At 38.2% G+C, this 16,236-nt stretch carries 15 protein-coding genes; 3 read left to right on the top strand and 12 right to left on the bottom strand.

Annotated features, from left to right (window positions below):
• Window positions 1–117: 117 nt before the first annotated feature.
• From tatC to O1449_RS13355, 12 genes are all read right to left on the bottom strand, one after another.
• Window positions 118–885 carry a twin-arginine translocase subunit TatC gene (gene tatC, locus O1449_RS13410; RefSeq protein WP_269238562.1) on the bottom strand — a complete coding sequence of 256 codons (768 nt, stop codon included), beginning with the start codon at window positions 883–885 and terminating at the stop codon, window positions 118–120.
• Window positions 882–1,322: a Sec-independent protein translocase protein TatB gene (gene tatB / locus O1449_RS13405; RefSeq protein ID WP_269238561.1), complete on the bottom strand. Its 441-nt coding sequence runs from the start codon at window positions 1,320–1,322 to the stop codon at window positions 882–884. The genes tatC and tatB overlap by 4 nt, the downstream gene beginning before the upstream one ends.
• 12 nt (window positions 1,323–1,334) lie before the next feature.
• Complete coding sequence (locus O1449_RS13400) at window positions 1,335–1,550, bottom strand: Sec-independent protein translocase subunit TatA (RefSeq protein ID WP_004660425.1); 216 nt, start codon at window positions 1,548–1,550, stop codon at window positions 1,335–1,337.
• A 238-nt stretch (window positions 1,551–1,788) separates the two neighbouring features.
• The gene (rdgB, locus tag O1449_RS13395; protein WP_269238560.1) at window positions 1,789–2,412 is read right to left on the bottom strand and encodes an RdgB/HAM1 family non-canonical purine NTP pyrophosphatase; all 624 of its coding nucleotides are present in this window, start codon (window positions 2,410–2,412) and stop codon (window positions 1,789–1,791) included.
• Window positions 2,413–2,510: 98 nt separating this feature from the next.
• On the bottom strand, window positions 2,511–3,215 hold the full coding sequence (locus O1449_RS13390; RefSeq protein WP_269229548.1) for an endonuclease/exonuclease/phosphatase family protein: 705 nt from the start codon (window positions 3,213–3,215) through the stop codon (window positions 2,511–2,513).
• Window positions 3,216–3,289: 74 nt separating this feature from the next.
• Complete coding sequence (locus tag O1449_RS13385; protein ID WP_269238559.1) at window positions 3,290–3,877, bottom strand: tetratricopeptide repeat protein; 588 nt, start codon at window positions 3,875–3,877, stop codon at window positions 3,290–3,292.
• Window positions 3,874–4,467 carry a methionine biosynthesis protein MetW gene (metW, locus tag O1449_RS13380; RefSeq protein ID WP_004909236.1) on the bottom strand — a complete coding sequence of 198 codons (594 nt, stop codon included), beginning with the start codon at window positions 4,465–4,467 and terminating at the stop codon, window positions 3,874–3,876. The genes O1449_RS13385 and metW overlap by 4 nt, the downstream gene beginning before the upstream one ends.
• On the bottom strand, window positions 4,467–5,627 hold the full coding sequence (gene metX / locus O1449_RS13375) for a homoserine O-succinyltransferase MetX (RefSeq protein ID WP_269229551.1): 1,161 nt from the start codon (window positions 5,625–5,627) through the stop codon (window positions 4,467–4,469). Before metX ends, metW begins: the two co-directional genes overlap by 1 nt.
• Window positions 5,628–5,730: 103 nt before the next feature.
• Entirely contained in the window at window positions 5,731–7,428 is a 1,698-nt protein-coding gene (leuA, locus tag O1449_RS13370) for a 2-isopropylmalate synthase (RefSeq protein ID WP_269238558.1), read from the bottom strand.
• A gap of 399 nt (window positions 7,429–7,827) precedes the next feature.
• Entirely contained in the window at window positions 7,828–8,931 is a 1,104-nt protein-coding gene (locus O1449_RS13365) for an alpha-hydroxy acid oxidase (RefSeq protein WP_269229553.1), read from the bottom strand.
• On the bottom strand, window positions 8,931–9,614 hold the full coding sequence (locus O1449_RS13360) for a Fe2+-dependent dioxygenase (protein ID WP_269238557.1): 684 nt from the start codon (window positions 9,612–9,614) through the stop codon (window positions 8,931–8,933). Before O1449_RS13360 ends, O1449_RS13365 begins: the two co-directional genes overlap by 1 nt.
• Window positions 9,615–9,711: 97 nt before the next feature.
• The gene (locus tag O1449_RS13355; protein ID WP_269238556.1) at window positions 9,712–12,147 is read right to left on the bottom strand and encodes a catecholate siderophore receptor Fiu; all 2,436 of its coding nucleotides are present in this window, start codon (window positions 12,145–12,147) and stop codon (window positions 9,712–9,714) included.
• Between the two features lie 473 nt (window positions 12,148–12,620).
• Here O1449_RS13355 and tig point away from each other — a divergent pair, with 473 nt between their 5' ends.
• The 3 genes from tig (at window position 12,621) to clpX (ending at window position 16,093) form a co-directional block, all read left to right on the top strand.
• Window positions 12,621–13,952 (top strand): trigger factor, encoded by a 1,332-nt coding sequence (gene tig / locus O1449_RS13350; protein ID WP_046738411.1) that lies wholly within the window; start codon window positions 12,621–12,623, stop codon window positions 13,950–13,952.
• Between the two features lie 196 nt (window positions 13,953–14,148).
• Window positions 14,149–14,754 (top strand): ATP-dependent Clp endopeptidase proteolytic subunit ClpP, encoded by a 606-nt coding sequence (clpP, locus tag O1449_RS13345; RefSeq protein ID WP_004660445.1) that lies wholly within the window; start codon window positions 14,149–14,151, stop codon window positions 14,752–14,754.
• A 28-nt stretch (window positions 14,755–14,782) separates the two neighbouring features.
• On the top strand, window positions 14,783–16,093 hold the full coding sequence (gene clpX, locus O1449_RS13340; protein ID WP_269229556.1) for an ATP-dependent Clp protease ATP-binding subunit ClpX: 1,311 nt from the start codon (window positions 14,783–14,785) through the stop codon (window positions 16,091–16,093).
• Window positions 16,094–16,236: the final 143 nt, after the last annotated feature.

Here is a 16,236-nt window from a genome sequence, read left to right as displayed (position 1 = left end):
ATTTTTTGACACTTTTAAGGCAGTTTGAAGACAATTTAATTTTTATAAATATATAAAAAATATAAATTTAAAATACAAAAATCCCTGAGCTTATTCAGGGATTGAATAGGGATATTATTATTCTGAAACTGCTTTACGCTTTTCTAATATTTTTCCAAAAAGTAAACCGATTTCAAATAACATCCACATCGGAACAGCCAACATAATCATGGATAATGCATCAGGTGGTGTTACAAACATAGCCACGAAAAAGCATCCAACAACAATAAAACGGCGCTTGGCGATTAAAGTTTCGGTATTCACAACACCAATCAAAATTAAAACCAAAGTGATAATTGGAATCTCAAAGGTAAAACCGAATACTAAAAATAGCTTTAAACAAAAGCCTAAATAACTGTTGATATCTGTCATTGGAGCAACAGTTTCAGGTGAAACACTAATAAAGAAATGCAAGATAGCGGGTAGGGTAATAAAATAGGCAAAGGCCACACCTAAATAGAACAACATGATACTACCGAGAAGTAGAGGAATCGCTAAATGGCGCTCTTTTTCATAGAGTGCAGGTTTTATAAATGACCAAATTTGATAAATGATATAAGGCATTGCCAGCATAAATGCGACGAATAAATTGAGTTTAAACGGTGCCATAAAGGTAGCTGTGACATCCGTCGCAATCATGGTTGATGTTGCGGGTAATTGTTGTCTCAATGGTTCAGACAGCCATTGATAGGTTTGATTTCTAAACGGTAATAAACAAAAAAACAGAAAAATTGTTACGCCAACAATCTTAAAAAGATATTGGCGAAGTACGATTAAATGCTGCATGACCGGCATTTGTTGTAGGGTTTCTTCAGTACTGACTGAAGTTGATGGTAATTGGCTCATACGGCAATCTTTAATTCGTTATCAAACTGATTCAACGATGGGTATGCTTCCATACCAATCACAGGCGATTTTTGGTATTGAATACAAAAAGGAATAATAGAACTTGAGTGATATGGCACATAGCGAATCGAATTTTGAGATTTAGTTACTGCTTGCTCAGTCTCTACCTCATGATTTTGAGTTTTCAATTCATCTAATTGTTTTTGTAGTCGACGTTCAAGCTCAGTGATTTTTTCAATTTCTTTTTGCATTTCTTCGCGGAACTCAGAAAGACGGAGCTCTCGATCAATTTCGTTTTGAATATTGTTGATAAATTTTTTAATTTTCCCATACCATTTTGCTACAAATCGAGCAGCTTCAGGTAATTTATCAGGACCGAGAACCAATAATGCAATTACTGCAAAGCAAAAAATCTCAGTCATTCCCAAGTTCAGCATAATTCCGCTCGCTTAGCTTTTTACTGAGCTTTCAGCATTTTTAACTTGAGCATCAATGGTACGAGGCTCATTGAGTGGCGCAGCAACTTCATCTTCTTTAATAGACTTTTTGAAATCTTTAACAGCACCGCCAACATCTTTGCCTAAATTTTTAAGCTTTGATGTACCGAATAGTAAAATCACCACAATTGCAAAAATAACGACGTGCCAAATTGATAAACCAGCCATAATTCTATTCCTATATAACTTTGGTTATATCTCAACAGTTTGGCATGACAAAGATGTGACACTTATATTGCAATTTTGCGACAAAAAATTATGAGATTAAGTAGGTTGATAGATAATTTTTTACTTTTTGGTTTGTAATCAGTGCCTCGTTAAGGTGGGTTTTTACTCATTATTCAGTATTTTTATTCAATCTAGATTTAAATAATTTGCCCTAGGTTTTAGCTAGGGCAAATGATCTTTAAATCAAACTTGCTTTAAACAGCTGCATTGCTTGACCACGATGACTGATTTTATTTTTGTCAGCTTTGCTTAGTTCGGCACTCGAAACATTCAATTCTGGTAGCCAAAACAAAGGATCATAGCCAAAACCATTTTCGCCACGAGCCGATTCTAATATTTCACCTTTCCAAATACCTTGAAAGATTTGTGGAAGAGGGTCTTCTGCATGTGTGACAAGTGCTAATACGCAAACAAACATACCTTCAATGGTTTCGCCATCTTTACGTAAAGGTGCAAGATCCGCCAATAATTTTTGATTGTTGGCTGCATCATTGCCATGTTCGCCAGCATAGCGTGCAGAATAAATCCCTGGCGCACCACCTAAGATTGGAACACATAAACCAGAGTCATCTGCAAGTGCAGGTTTACCAGAAAGTTTAGATGCATGGCGTGCTTTGATAATGGCATTTTCAACAAAGCTGAGGCCGTCTTCAATCGCATCTTCAATATCAAGTTTACCTTGTGGAATGATTTCAACGGGAAGATTGAGTTGCTGAAATAAATGTTCAAATTCGACAACTTTGCCTTTATTGTTACTTGCAAGCACAAGGCTGCCTTGGGTGAGCCAGAGGGGAGTAGACATATTAATTTTAGACTAACTTAGATTGAGTAGAATTTTAGGGTGTTTTTATAGAATAGGGTAGAGAGTCACTATTTATTTTCGGTAAATGTTCAACAAGTCTAGATATTAATTTCAAAAAGTAGAGGAATATGATCGCTGTAGTTAAGCCATTCATATTTATCGAAACTTTTAAAAGATGAGTTGTTCTTAGAGAATAAATTACGATGACAAAATAAGTAGTCAATATGATAGTTTTTTTCATGATTTCTATTCATGTAAAATGTAGGAAGTGTCTCTTTTCCCTGCTCTTCATTTGATAACTCATGGTAAAGGCTATGAATATTCATTGCTCGTAATTGATTTACTACATCACTGTGATTCCACCAGCGATCCCATACATCCCATTGAGCGTTACTATTTAAATCGCCACAAATAAGGGTAGGTTGTACTTTTATTAGCTCTTCATGTAATTGTAAATATTTCCAAAGTTGCCCAATATATTGAAATGTAGGGGAATTGGCATATTTAGTCCAAGCAGCTAAGAGCTGGAAATTATCATTAACTCTTATTGGTAAAAATAATTCTAACTCGAAATCTTCCCAATACAATTGCTCTAATTTATAGTCTTCTCTAGCAAAGACTCCTAATCCTTTATTTTTATTATTACCTTTCCAAATTAAATTTGGTAACCATGCTTCATAAGCACCTTTGGACTGTTGTTGATTTTCACATTCTTGAATGATGTAGATGTCTGCTTCAATTTGTTGAAGAAACTCGATTTTCTTTCTAAACGCCCCGTTGCAATTCCATGTTAATATTTTCAAACTCTCATTTCCTTAAATAAAAAACCGACTCTTACAAGTCGGTTTTTAAAATCACTCAATAGATCTAAGCAAGATTATTGCGCTTGAATCCATTTATCAGCACGGTCACGTGCGGTACGGATTTGATCTTGAGTCAGGTTAGCAGCCAAAGCAGTTTTCTTACCTTCAGAAAGACTAATGACTTTCGTATCAAGCATGCCATCACGAGTTGAAAGCTCATACCACTGATAAGCACCAACAAAGTTTTTCTTCTGTTCTTCCATCATCGCAAGATTGAAACTCGCACGGTTATCACCATTGCTTGCTGCTTTCTCGAAATATTTGCGTGCTAAAACTTCATCTTTCTTCGTACCGATGCCATCTGCATACATACGACCGACATTTAACTGTGCAGCAGATAAACCTTGATCTGCTGCCGCTTTAAATAAAGAAAAAGCTTGTTTTTCATCTTTCGCAACGTCTTTACCAAATTGGTAACGCGTTGCTAAATAAAATTGTGCCCCAGCTTGACCAGACTTCGCTGCGCTTTGTAATTCACTGATACTCATGATTGAATATCGCGCTGCCTGTGTTGCCACAGATTGTGGTTGAGCAACATAGTCAGCGTGCACTTGTATACTGATCAGACCAAATAAAAATGTGCTGATTAATGTCTTTTTCATAGAGCGCTCACTCGATAAATTGCGACTTCACCAAATAGGTTCGGCATATGCTTACTGAGCACACTACCTTGTTGGTCACCATTAACGGCAAGTCGATTAATAATTTTAATTCCGTTCTCAGCACATAAGGCTTCAAAGTCACGGAAAGTACATAAATGAATATTCGGGGTGTTATACCACATATAGGGTAAAGCTTCCGAAACAGGCATTTTACCTTTTAATGCAAGAAAAGAACGAGTCTTCCAATACGCAAAGTTTGGAAAGGTAATAATTGCCTGTTTACCAACACGCACCATATCCCGTAATAATACATCGGGTGCATCTACTGCTTGCAAAGCTTGTGCCATGACCACAGAATCAAAAGATTGGTCGGCAAAACGGCTTAAACCAAGGTTTAAGTCTTGTTGAATAATATTTAACCCCCGACTGATGGCAATTGCAATCTTTTCTTGATCGATTTCTAAGCCATAAGCACGAATATTGTGCTGTTTGCTCATATGAGCAAGCAATTCGCCATCACCACAGCCTAAGTCCAATACGCTAGAGTTCGGGCTGATCCATTTTTCAGCGAGTCGTTGATCTATTCGCATTAGTGCTGCTCCTGCGGTGTAGCTTGCAACTGTTGTTCTCCACCTAAAAATGCTCTTAATGTTTTCACATAGAGTGGGATAGGGAATAAGAACGAATCATGACCTTGTTCCGCATCAATATCTAAGTAACTGACGGGCTTATGATTATCAATTAAAGCATCAACTAATTCTTGTGAACGACTTGGGCTAAAACGCCAGTCAGTGGTAAATGAAACCACCAAAAATTGGCACTTCGGTTGACTCATTGCCTTCGTCAGAGAATGTTCATATTCACGAGAGGGATCAAAGTAATCCAATGCCTTGGTCATAATCAAGTAGGTATTCGCATCGAAATTGCGGCTAAATTGTTCGCCTTGGTAACGCAAATAGCTTTCCACTTGGAATTCGACATCAAAACCATACATAAATTTGCCCGATTTTAAATCGCGACCAAATTTCTGTTTCATAGCTTCTTCAGACAAATACGTAATATGACCGACCATACGTGCCAAAATTAACCCACGTTTTGGATAACTGTCATTTTCTAAATAACGCCCATGATGAAAATCAGGGTCAGACAAAATGGATTGGCGAGCAACTTCATTAAAGGCAATATTTTGAGCTGATAATTTTGGTGCACTGGCGATAATGACACATTTTTTTAAACGATCAGCATAGTCCAATGACCATTGTAGTGCTTGCATGCCACCTAAAGAACCACCAATCACGGCAAACCAAGCATCAATTCCAAGACGATCAGATAACATGGCTTGGGTTTTGACCCAGTCACGAACTGTGACTAATGGAAAATCTGGGCCATACGGTCGGTTTTCATTTTCAGGGTTTGGCGATGTTGGGCCTGTTGAACCATTACAGCCACCAATATTATTTAAAGAAACAATAAAGAAGTGATTGGTGTCAATGGCTTTTCCTGGACCAATACAGCTATCCCACCAACCTGCTTTTTTATCATCTGCATGATGATAACCCGCAGCATGATGATGCCCAGATAATGCATGGCAAATTAAGATTGCATTGGATTTATCTGCATTAAGTGTTCCATAGGTTTCAACCATCAAATCAAAACGTGGCAGGATACGCCCACATTCAAGCTCTAATGGTTGCTCAAATTGAAATTTTTGTGGTGTGACTAAACCCACTGAATCCGATGGAAAAGACACTGGAATGATTCGCCTTGTATAAATCTTTGATCAATAATAAAAGGATACCAATTCAGGTATCCTTTCAAAAGTCATTTTTTCTGATATTACAACTCAGCTTTGCTTAAACTGCCGCAGCAGCAACTTGCTCAGTTGTCAGTACACCTTGCTCTATTAAACGATTGGTACATGCAATAATCGCTTCAATGGATGAGGTGACAATGTTGTCATGAATCCCTGCACCAAATGCGCTCTTACCTGTGCCTTTAACTTGAAGCTCAATCAACGCAAGTGCTTTAGCATTTGCACCAGAACTGATACTACGTTCTTCATAATTTACAACATCAATTGGCAATTGTAACGCATCGAGCATCGCCGAAATTGGACCGTTACCTTCACCGCGTAAACGTTGTACTTCACCATCAATTTCAATGTCTAATTCAATGATTTGTGTGCCATTAATATCGGATAATTGATAATGCTTGGTTTGATAATGGCTATTTTTCACATCCACATAGGTATTTTGGAATAAGGTCCAGATTTCATGTGCACTGATTTCTGTACCGTTTTCATCAGTATGTTGCTGTACGATTTGGCTGAACTCGATTTGTACTCGGCGTGGTAAAGCAACGTTGTAATTCGATTCTAATAAGTATGCAATACCACCTTTACCAGATTGGCTGTTGACCCGAATCACTGCATCATAGTCACGACCTAAATCTTTAGGGTCGATTGGTAAGTACGGCATATCCCAGATCTCTTCATTTTTCTGGAATTCGAAGCCTTTTTTAATCGCATCTTGGTGTGAACCAGAGAATGCGGTAAAGACTAAATCACCTGCGTATGGATGACGAGGGTGAACTGGTAAACCTGTACATTCTTCAACAGTTGCAATGATTTCATTGATATTGGAGAAGTCTAAGTTTGGCGCGACACCTTGGGTATACATATTCAAGGCAATTGCCGCAACGTCGACGTTACCTGTACGTTCACCATTACCAAACACACAACCCTCAACACGGTCTGCACCTGCCATGATTGCTAATTCAGAGGCTGCGATACCACAACCACGGTCATTGTGACAGTGAACTGAGATAATCACGCCATCACGACGTGCCAAGTTACGGTGCATCCATTCGATTTGATCGGCATAGACATTTGGCGTTGAAACCTCAACCGTTGCAGGCAAGTTTAAGATCACCTTATTGGTTGGAGATGCTTCCCAAATTTCCGTGACCGCATCACAGACATCTTTGGCAACTTCTAATTCTGTTGCAGAAAAACACTCTGGACTGTACTGGAAAATCCAGTCGGTTGCAGGGTATTGCGCTGCGTATTCTTTAACTTTATTTGCTGCATTAATGGCAAGTTGCTTTGCGCCGTTTGCATCTACATTCAACACTTTTTGACGGAATGTTGGTGAGTTTGAATTGTAGATATGCACGATCGCACGTTTAGCATCAACTAAAGCTTCAAAAGTACGCGCAATTAAATGATCTCGAGCTTGAACCAAAACTTCGATGTACACATCTTCTGGAATCAAATCTTCTTCAATTAACTTACGAGTAAAGTCAAAGTCAATTTGAGATGCTGAAGGGAAACCAATTTCAATATGTTTGAAGCCGATTTTAACCAACATGTGGAACATTTTTAATTTTTGATCCATATCCATTGGCTCAAAAATCGCTTGGTTACCATCACGAAGATCGGTGCTCATCCAAATCGGTGCTTGGTTAATTTCGTTATTTGGCCATTGACGATCTGGTAAATCCACTCGTTGATACATACGGCGGTATTTTTTGCTTGGGTCAGCCAACATCATGAGATAACTCCTTGTTGTAGCATGGTTGCTGCTTCAAAATAAATGCAACGTGCTACGAATATATATGGTGTCTATAAGAATCAATTTAAAGAGAATATGTATTGAGTACCTAAAATCTAGGTAAAAATTTATACGCGCGCGAGGCGCAGCATCAGGAGAGCAGTGAGTAGTTTTATATCAGACGGATGGCTAAAATCATCACTCGTTTTCATCATCTACCGTTCAAAGCAAAAGTATTGGGTTTTGCAGTTATCTTAATCACCTAATTTGAATCAGTCTAGGTGAAAATACAAGCGACTGCAGTGGTCTATAATTTATTTTAATTCGAATGGATGGGAAATATTTTCCTATTTTTTGCATAAAAATAAAATTTAAAGAAAATATTTCCCATTAATATGCTTAAGACTGATAAATATAGTCTTGATTAATGTCCTTTATGGTAGCAGTTCCCATAAGTGCCATCGTAATTTCAAATTCTTCTTTTAACATGCGGATGACATGAGCAACACCTAAAGCGCCTGCTGTTGCTAAACCATAAATATAAGGGCGTCCAATCAATACGGCGTTTGCACCTAATGCAATTGCTTTGAACACATCCGTTCCACGTCGAATACCACCATCGAATAATACAGGGTAATCAGCAGGAACAATTGCACGAATTTTTTGTAACGCAACTAAAGGTGGAATAGTCGTATCTATAATGCGCCCACCATGATTAGAAACAATAATCCCAGACACCCCATGATCGAGGGCTTTCTGAGCATCGGCAGGATGTAATATTCCTTTTAAGATTACAGGCAGATGTGTATTTGCAATCACCCAAGCAATATCAGACCACTTTGGCGCGATTTGCATTAAACCTTGAAACAACTGACTTTCGGATGGAGATACATCAGGAAAACTCAGGTGTGTAGGCGTATGTGGGTGCTGCATATCTTTAGGTAATTGGAAGAATAATTTGCGTTCTCGATCTCGAATACCAACATGCGGAGCATCGACGGTGATAACCAGTGCGCGATAACCTGATTGTTCAGCTTGTTTGATTAAGGTTAAAGATTTTTCTCGAGAACCCTGCCAATAAAGCTGAAACCATTTATATGGATTATGGTGCGTGAGTTCATCCATTGCGGTATTACTAAAAGTACTGAGAATGATATTACTCTGCATCACTTCGGCAGCAAGGGCAGAAGCCGCCTCTGCTTGTGGGTGAAAAAGTGCTTGATGACCAATCGGTGCTAAAAAAATAGGATGTGGATATTCCATCCCAAATAACTGAAAACGGGTATTTCCCTGTGTTAAATCATTTAAATGTCTCGGAATTAGTTGAATATTTTGAAATTGCTGGCAATTATTTTGCACACTAAGTTCATGCATTGCACCACCATTTAAATATCCCCAAACATCTTCAGGAACATGTCGCTGAGCTTGTTGTTGATAGTCGTGAATGGTTTGAATATATGCAGGAATCGCATCTAATGGCGCTAATGGTCTGTGCTGAGACATTATAAATTGCCCCATTGTCTTAATAAATTATGATAATGACTGGTCAAGCTCACAACTTCTTCGGTGTCTCCCAATTGTTGTCTAAGTTTGATAATGGTCATATCGAGATTAAAGAGCATGGTTCGTTGCCAGTCATCTTTCACCATACTTTGAATCCAAGTAAAAGCCGCAATTCGGCTGCCTTGAGTCACTGGCTCAACGCGATGTAAACTGGTTGCTGGATAGACAATTGCATCTCCCGCATCAAGCTTAACTTCATGGCTGCCATAGGTATCTTCGATGACTAATTCACCACCTTCATATTCATCAGGTTCAGATAAGAAAACGGTAATAGAGACATCTGTACGAATCATTTGCCCAGTTTTGGTTGAATATTGAATTGCATTATCAACATGATTGCCATAGTTACCTTGACTTTGGTAACAGTTAAACATGGGCGATAAAATATGCTGTGGGAGAGCCGCTGAGCGAAGCAGTAAGTTTTGTTGTAAGGCATTTAAAACATGATGGCTGATTGAAGGATATACATCACTATGCACATCAATTTGTAAGTTGTTTTTAATTTGTTGAGCTTGTTGTCCCGCACTTTGGATACCATTAACCCAGACTGATGCTTGTTGTATTTGTTGGCGTAGTTCAGCAACTTTTTGTTTATTTAGGACTTCGGGGATATGCAACATCATATTTAAAATCTTCCAAAAAAATACAGCCTGTCGAAAGTATAACTTTTCTGACAGGCTGTGTTCATGTGTTAAATCATTAATGATTTAACAGAATGATTTAGAACTTATAGTTGAAGCTGAGAGACGCTGAACGTGGTTGACCAAGAACGAGACGGCTACCGCCACCATTTAATGTACTGATATAGTCTTTATCTGCAAGGTTATAGACGTTTAAAGTCATGGATGCATTTTTGTTAAAGGTATAGGCAGCCATTGCATCAAATACCACATAAGATGGAATAATTGGCATCGCTACAGGTGTTGCACTATTGGTAATTAAACGTTTTTGTTCGTCTACATAACGTGCGCCAATACCAGCTTTAAAACCAGAAACGCTATATGTTGTCCATAACGAAGCAGTCCAATCTGGCGACCAACGAACGCCATCGGTATATGTCCATGTTTTGGTTGTTGCATTATACGCTTGTTGATTTTCCTGTTCAGTGTTCATATAAGCAACACCTGCAGAGACGTTCCATGCACGTGTAATTTGCCCAACAGCACCAAGCTCTAAGCCTTTAACTGTTATTTTTCCTTCAGGAATGTACGCCAAAGTGATTGGATCTTGAGTGATTTGGTTTTCATTCTCTGTGTGGTAAGCCGCAGCAGTTAAAATGATTTTATCGTCATTTAAAACCCATTTGGTTCCAATCTCATAATGATGTGTTTCTTGAGGTTTGGTTGATGGGTTGTTGGTTACAGCATTGACTGAATTTGAAGCACTACTTAATACAAAGCCCGTTCCTGGAGGGGTTAATGATTTAGCATAAGATGCATAAACACTACTTTCGGTTGTTGGTTTAAATACACCACCGAGTTTCCAGCTAACCAAGGTATCATGTACTTTTAAATTTGTTTTTACTTCTGTAATTTTAGATATCTTTGAATCCGTATTTACTTCGAGTGCATCATATTGAGTATCAAAATAATCGACGCGGACACCACCATTTAACTGAAAACGTTCACCAAATTTGAGTGTGTCAAACAAATAAAGTGCCGCTGTATCCGTTTGTGCGTCTGTATATCCGCCTGTGTAAACCAAATCAGGTAATACTGTATCTCGGTTTGGGTTGTATATATTGGCAGCTGGAATGGTTGGGGCTACCTGACCTGGTATTTGTACATTACGGGTCTTGTTGTACTGCTGTTCTTGTAATAGCTCTAAACCAGCAACAATATTATGCTCAATGTCACCTGTTTTTACATTGATATTCAATGTGCTTTGGTTCGCAAGTATTTTATTGGTTTGATCTAAGCCTTGGCGGGTGCGAGCAACTGTAAAAGTATCTGGGTTAGATAAATCAAGGGTCTTATAATTAAATTTATAGCTATAAGTTTTATCCGCATTCACTGTGACATCTACAGATGGAACGGTAATCGCATTGACTCCAGTCAATACACGCTCCATTTCAGTTTTACCAAAACGTGAAATATTGGTGAATTTGATATTTTCAGAGAGATCACTTTCAATTTTTGCAGAGACCATATTGGCTGTAATATCTTCATGATCATTAACATTGCCGTAAAAATTGGTACGGTCAACTGCAGATGCTTTTGCTAAAGCCGCATTAATTTTCTTTGCATCCGCTGAGTTGTTAATATCTGCTCGAATTGTATCTCTTAATGTTTTGTCATTAGAGTCAAAAGGATACTTGCTATCATATTCATAATTAGATGAATAGCCATAATAGAAACCATCCATACCAATGGTTGGAATACCACCATCAGGGATATTATTTTGTTTGATATGTTGTGAATATAGATAGAAACGTGTGTCAGAATCTAAACCGAAAGCAATAGAAGGTGCGATTGCCCAACCATTTTGTTCAATATAGTCACGACCTTCAACACCACCTTGTTGCCCCATAACATTCAAACGTACAGCCGTACTTTCATTGATTGCTTGGTTAATATCGGCAGCCAAACGACTATGTTCTGCTGTGTTGTATGTTGCTGAAACTTCGCTGCTATTGTCCGCATGTGGTAACTTGGTTGATAAATTGATATAACCACCAGCACCGCCACGACCTGCTTCTGCACCAGACGGGCCTTTGACCACTTCAATTTGTTCAAGGTTATAAACATCACGGCTAATTGCACCAATGTCACGGATACCATCGACATAAATCGAGTTTTTGGTATCAAAACCACGCATTTGGAAAGAATCTCCCGCGCTGGTATTACCATTTTCACCTAACTGTAGGGTAATGCCTGGTGTGTTACGCAAGGCATCTGTCAGTGAAGTTGCACCTTGTTCTTTTAAAATTTCTTTTTTGATGACACTAATCGTTTGAGGTGTATCAACCAAAGGTTGTGTGTACTTTGGTGAACTTACTTTATCCGCTTTATAAGTATTTTCTGCATTCACTTCAATCGTTGGAAGTTTAGCAATATTTTCTTCTTTAGTCGCAGCATGACCAGCAAAAGGTAAACTTGCAGCAAGTGCAACTAACTGTGTCGTACCAATATGTTTACGACTTTTAATCTTTGCCATTGAGAGAACCCCTGAATTGAAGTGATGAATGACTGAACTTTCGATTTTGTAAATATTTTTACAAAAAAGCAGTAAAAGTGGATAGATTGTTAAGCTATGTAACAATTTGTGCGAAGTCTAATGATAATTATTATCGTTATCAATGGCTTTATTTATTGTAGAATGAATTGTATACATCTAAGTTGTTGATATATAATATCTAAAAATGTAATTGGTATTAACGATTTTTATTTAGATGTAAATTAATAATAATGATTGATTTAAATAAATCTTTGTTTTTTAAATGAATAAATTGTAAATGTTGGATTTGTTAAATTGTATTTTTATCCATAAGTGATGAGAGCTTAAATATAATTTTTTTGATTTATACGAAAAATAGGGAATTTTGATCATCTAATTTTGTATATCCTGAAAGTTGTCATATAATGTGGCACTTTTAAAAATGTTACTACTAACTATATATCGAGGAAGCCATGCAAGTAACGACTGAAGCGGTTTCGGGCGTTGCCCGTCGTTTAAATGTTTCTGTACCGACGAGCCGTGTTAACGAGCAATTTGAAGCTCGCTTAAAACGCACTGCCAAAACTGTGAAGATCAACGGCTTCCGTCCAGGTAAAGTGCCTTTAAATGTTGTTCGCCGTGAATATGGTGCGAGCATTTATCAAGAAGTTGTGAATGACATCATTCGTGACACAGTATTCGAAGCAATTCAACAAGAAAAAATCAATGCGGTCGGCATGCCGAACATTGAAAAAGTTGAAAACAAAGATGATGCTTTAGTTTTTGAAGCGACTGTAGAAGTTTATCCAGAAGTAGAAGTGAAAGCTTTTGCTGACTTAGAAGTTGAACGTAAATCATCAGAAATCAACGATGCCGATGTTGATGTCATGATTGAAAACTTGCAAAAACAACGTGCTTCTTGGACTGAAACTAAAGGCATGGCGAAAAAAGACATGCAAGTGACTTTCGATTTTGAAGGTACAGTTGATGGTGAGAAGTTTGAAGGCGGCGCTGCTGAAGACTTTAAACTTGTTCTTGGTTCTGGTCGTATGATTCCAGGCTTTGAAGATGGCATCATCGGGATGAAGAAAGGCGAAGAGAAAGTGATTGATGTTACTTTCCCTGAAGATTACCAAGCTGAAAACTTAGCGGGTAAAGCAGCTCAATTCAAAATCACTGTGAAACTTGTTGAAAAACAAAAACTTCCAGAGATTGATGCTGAATTTTTAAAAATCTTTGGTTTAACTGAAGAAGAAGGCGTAGACAAGTTAAAAGCTGACGTTCGTAAAAATATGGAACGTGAAGTTCGCAACGGTCTTCGTAACCAAGTTAAACAAGCTGCATTTGACGCACTTGTCGCTGCAAACGAAATTGAAGTTCCAGCTTCTATGGTTGCTCAAGAAATTGACCGTCAACGTCAACAAATGATTCAACAGTTCACTCAACAGTTTGGTGCTCAAGGTGCAGGTGCATTTGATAGCAGCATGCTTCCAGATGAATTGTTCAAAGAGCAAGCTGAAAAATCAGTGAAGCTTGGTGTATTGGTCAGCAAAGTATTGGCTGATGCTAAACTTGAAGTTGATCAAGCACGTGTTGAAGCTTACATTGATGACATGGCTTCTTCTTATGAAGATCCAACAGAGGTGGTTGAATACTTCAAAAATGATAAACAACAACGTGCTCAAATTGAAGCAGTTGTGTTAGAAGACCAAGTTGTTGACCACATTTTAGCTGCTGCTAAAGTAAATGATGTTCCAGTAAGTTACGAAGACTTATTGAAAGAACAACAAGCTCGTCGTGGCTAATCTTTTAAAAGTTCAGAAGAAAGGCGCTTAATGCGCCTTTTTTTATCCGTGTTATGAAAGTGTTAATTTATCGAAAAATTGCCAGCTTTTAGTCTAAATAGTCGAATATTTAGGGTTGAACCTTTTGCAATTTCAGCGATTATCCCTCATATTGTTGGCATGATCGAGTCAGAATAATTTAGGAATAAATAAACATATGTATGTTCCAACAATTGAAAATGCTTTAGTTCCTGTAGTCGTTGAACAGTCATCACGTGGTGAGCGTTCATTTGATATTTTCTCACGTTTGTTACGTGAGCGTGTCATCTTCTTGACAGGTGAAGTTGAAGATAACATGGCAAATCTTATCGTTGCGCAGATGTTATTTTTAGAAGCTGAGAATCCAGAGAAAGATATCCATCTTTATATCAACTCACCGGGAGGCTCAGTAACTGCTGGTATGGCAATTTATGACACTATGCAGTTTATTAAGCCAGATGTTGTTACATATTGCATGGGACAAGCGGCTTCAATGGGTGCATTCTTATTGAATGCAGGTGCTAAAGGAAAACGTTACTGTCTTGAAAATGCACGCGTGATGATTCACCAACCACTCGGTGGTTTCCGTGGTCAAGCGTCTGATATCGAAATTCATGCACGTGAAATTCTTTATATCAAAGAGCGTCTAAACCGTCTGATGGCTGAGCATAGTGGTCAAGATTATGAAAGAATTGCACGTGACACAGATCGTGACAATTTTATGACTGCACAAGCAGCCAAAGAATATGGTTTAGTTGACCAAGTATTAAGCAAACGTCCCTAGTTTTTAAGATTTAAGTTGTGGAGTAAATATGTCCGAACATCCTCAAGGACAAAAGCATTGTTCATTTTGTGGTAAGACACAATCTGAAGTTGGAAAATTGATTGCAGGTGAGGACGCATATATTTGTAATGAGTGTGTGGATGTCTGCTTAGATTTAGTGCAAACCAGTCAACAAGTTGAAGCAGGTGACTGGGCGACTAAAGCTTTGCCTAAACCACATGAGATACGTGCTGCGTTGGATCAATATGTCATTGGACAAGATGTTGCAAAGAAAACATTATCTGTTGCGGTCTATAACCATTATAAGCGCTTGAAAGTTGGTCAGTCGCATCATGCACATCAGGATATCGAGATTGCGAAAAGTAATATCTTGTTGATTGGACCAACTGGTTCAGGTAAGACCTTACTTGCGCAAACTCTTGCACGCTTATTGGATGTTCCTTTTGCCATGGCAGATGCAACGACACTCACAGAAGCGGGTTATGTGGGTGAAGATGTTGAAAATATCGTACAAAAGTTATTGCAGAAAGCGGACTACGATGTAGAAAAAGCGCAGAAAGGTATTATCTATATTGATGAGATTGATAAGATTACCCGTAAATCTGAAAATCCTTCGATTACGCGTGATGTCTCGGGTGAAGGTGTACAACAAGCATTATTAAAAATGATTGAAGGCACCGTTGCTTCTATTCCGCCACAAGGTGGTCGTAAGCATCCGCAACAAGAATTCATTCAAATTGATACCTCAAATATTTTATTTATTTGCGGTGGTGCATTCTCTGGTTTAGAGAAAATTGTACAGCAACGTCAAGAGAAAGGCGGTATTGGATTCACGGCTGATGTGAAGAATAAGGATGACAGTAAAAAAGTCTCTGAGTTGTTCCGTCAAGTTGAAGCAACTGATTTAGTCAAATTTGGTTTGATTCCTGAGTTTATTGGTCGTTTGCCTGTGATTGCAACTTTAGAAGAACTGGATGAAGAAGCATTAATGCAAATTCTGACAGAGCCTAAAAATGCATTAACTCGCCAGTATCAGTATCTTTTCACGATGGAAAATGTTGATCTTGTCTTTGATGAATCTGCATTGCGTGCTGTAGCGAAAAAAGCACTTGAACGTAATACGGGCGCACGTGGTTTACGTTCTATTTTGGAAAATGTATTGCTTGAAACCATGTATGACTTACCAAGTCGTAGTGATGTGGGGACGGTTATTGTGGATGAAGCTGTGATTAATGGTACAGCTAAGCCGACATTTAAAGCTGAACGTTTACCTCAAGTTGCAACACCAGAGTTGGTGGAAAAGAAAGATCTGAAAGTGATTGACTCAAAGTCAGCTTGATTCACATTCATCTAAAAAAGCATGAAAGCCTCGGCTTTTCATGCTTTTTTTATTTGCAATTAATTAATGAGGTGTTAATCTTAAAAATCGGAAAATCCGCATAGTTTTGCGCTGTTAAAAATAAATCCAAGAAAACGCCTTGA

Source organism: Acinetobacter sp. TR3, from assembly GCF_027105055.1.
Classification (GTDB): Bacteria; Pseudomonadota; Gammaproteobacteria; order Pseudomonadales; family Moraxellaceae; genus Acinetobacter.
This window is presented reverse-complemented; position numbering and strand designations above follow the sequence as displayed.

What these genes read in the sequence shown, in the direction of transcription:
- tatC (WP_269238562.1), bottom strand. Translation starts at nt 885, where the DNA reads ATGAGCCAATTACCATCAACTTCAGTCAGTACTGAAGAAACCCTACAA.
- tatB (WP_269238561.1), bottom strand. Translation starts at nt 1,322, where the DNA reads ATGCTGAACTTGGGAATGACTGAGATTTTTTGCTTTGCAGTAATTGCA.
- O1449_RS13400 (WP_004660425.1), bottom strand. Translation starts at nt 1,550, where the DNA reads ATGGCTGGTTTATCAATTTGGCACGTCGTTATTTTTGCAATTGTGGTG.
- rdgB (WP_269238560.1), bottom strand. Translation starts at nt 2,412, where the DNA reads ATGTCTACTCCCCTCTGGCTCACCCAAGGCAGCCTTGTGCTTGCAAGT.
- O1449_RS13385 (WP_269238559.1), bottom strand. Translation starts at nt 3,877, where the DNA reads ATGAAAAAGACATTAATCAGCACATTTTTATTTGGTCTGATCAGTATA.
- metW (WP_004909236.1), bottom strand. Translation starts at nt 4,467, where the DNA reads ATGCGAATAGATCAACGACTCGCTGAAAAATGGATCAGCCCGAACTCT.
- leuA (WP_269238558.1), bottom strand. Translation starts at nt 7,428, where the DNA reads ATGATGTTGGCTGACCCAAGCAAAAAATACCGCCGTATGTATCAACGA.
- O1449_RS13365 (WP_269229553.1), bottom strand. Translation starts at nt 8,931, where the DNA reads ATGTCTCAGCACAGACCATTAGCGCCATTAGATGCGATTCCTGCATAT.
- O1449_RS13360 (WP_269238557.1), bottom strand. Translation starts at nt 9,614, where the DNA reads ATGATGTTGCATATCCCCGAAGTCCTAAATAAACAAAAAGTTGCTGAA.
- O1449_RS13355 (WP_269238556.1), bottom strand. Translation starts at nt 12,147, where the DNA reads ATGGCAAAGATTAAAAGTCGTAAACATATTGGTACGACACAGTTAGTT.
- tig (WP_046738411.1), top strand. Translation starts at nt 12,621, where the DNA reads ATGCAAGTAACGACTGAAGCGGTTTCGGGCGTTGCCCGTCGTTTAAAT.
- clpP (WP_004660445.1), top strand. Translation starts at nt 14,149, where the DNA reads ATGTATGTTCCAACAATTGAAAATGCTTTAGTTCCTGTAGTCGTTGAA.
- clpX (WP_269229556.1), top strand. Translation starts at nt 14,783, where the DNA reads ATGTCCGAACATCCTCAAGGACAAAAGCATTGTTCATTTTGTGGTAAG.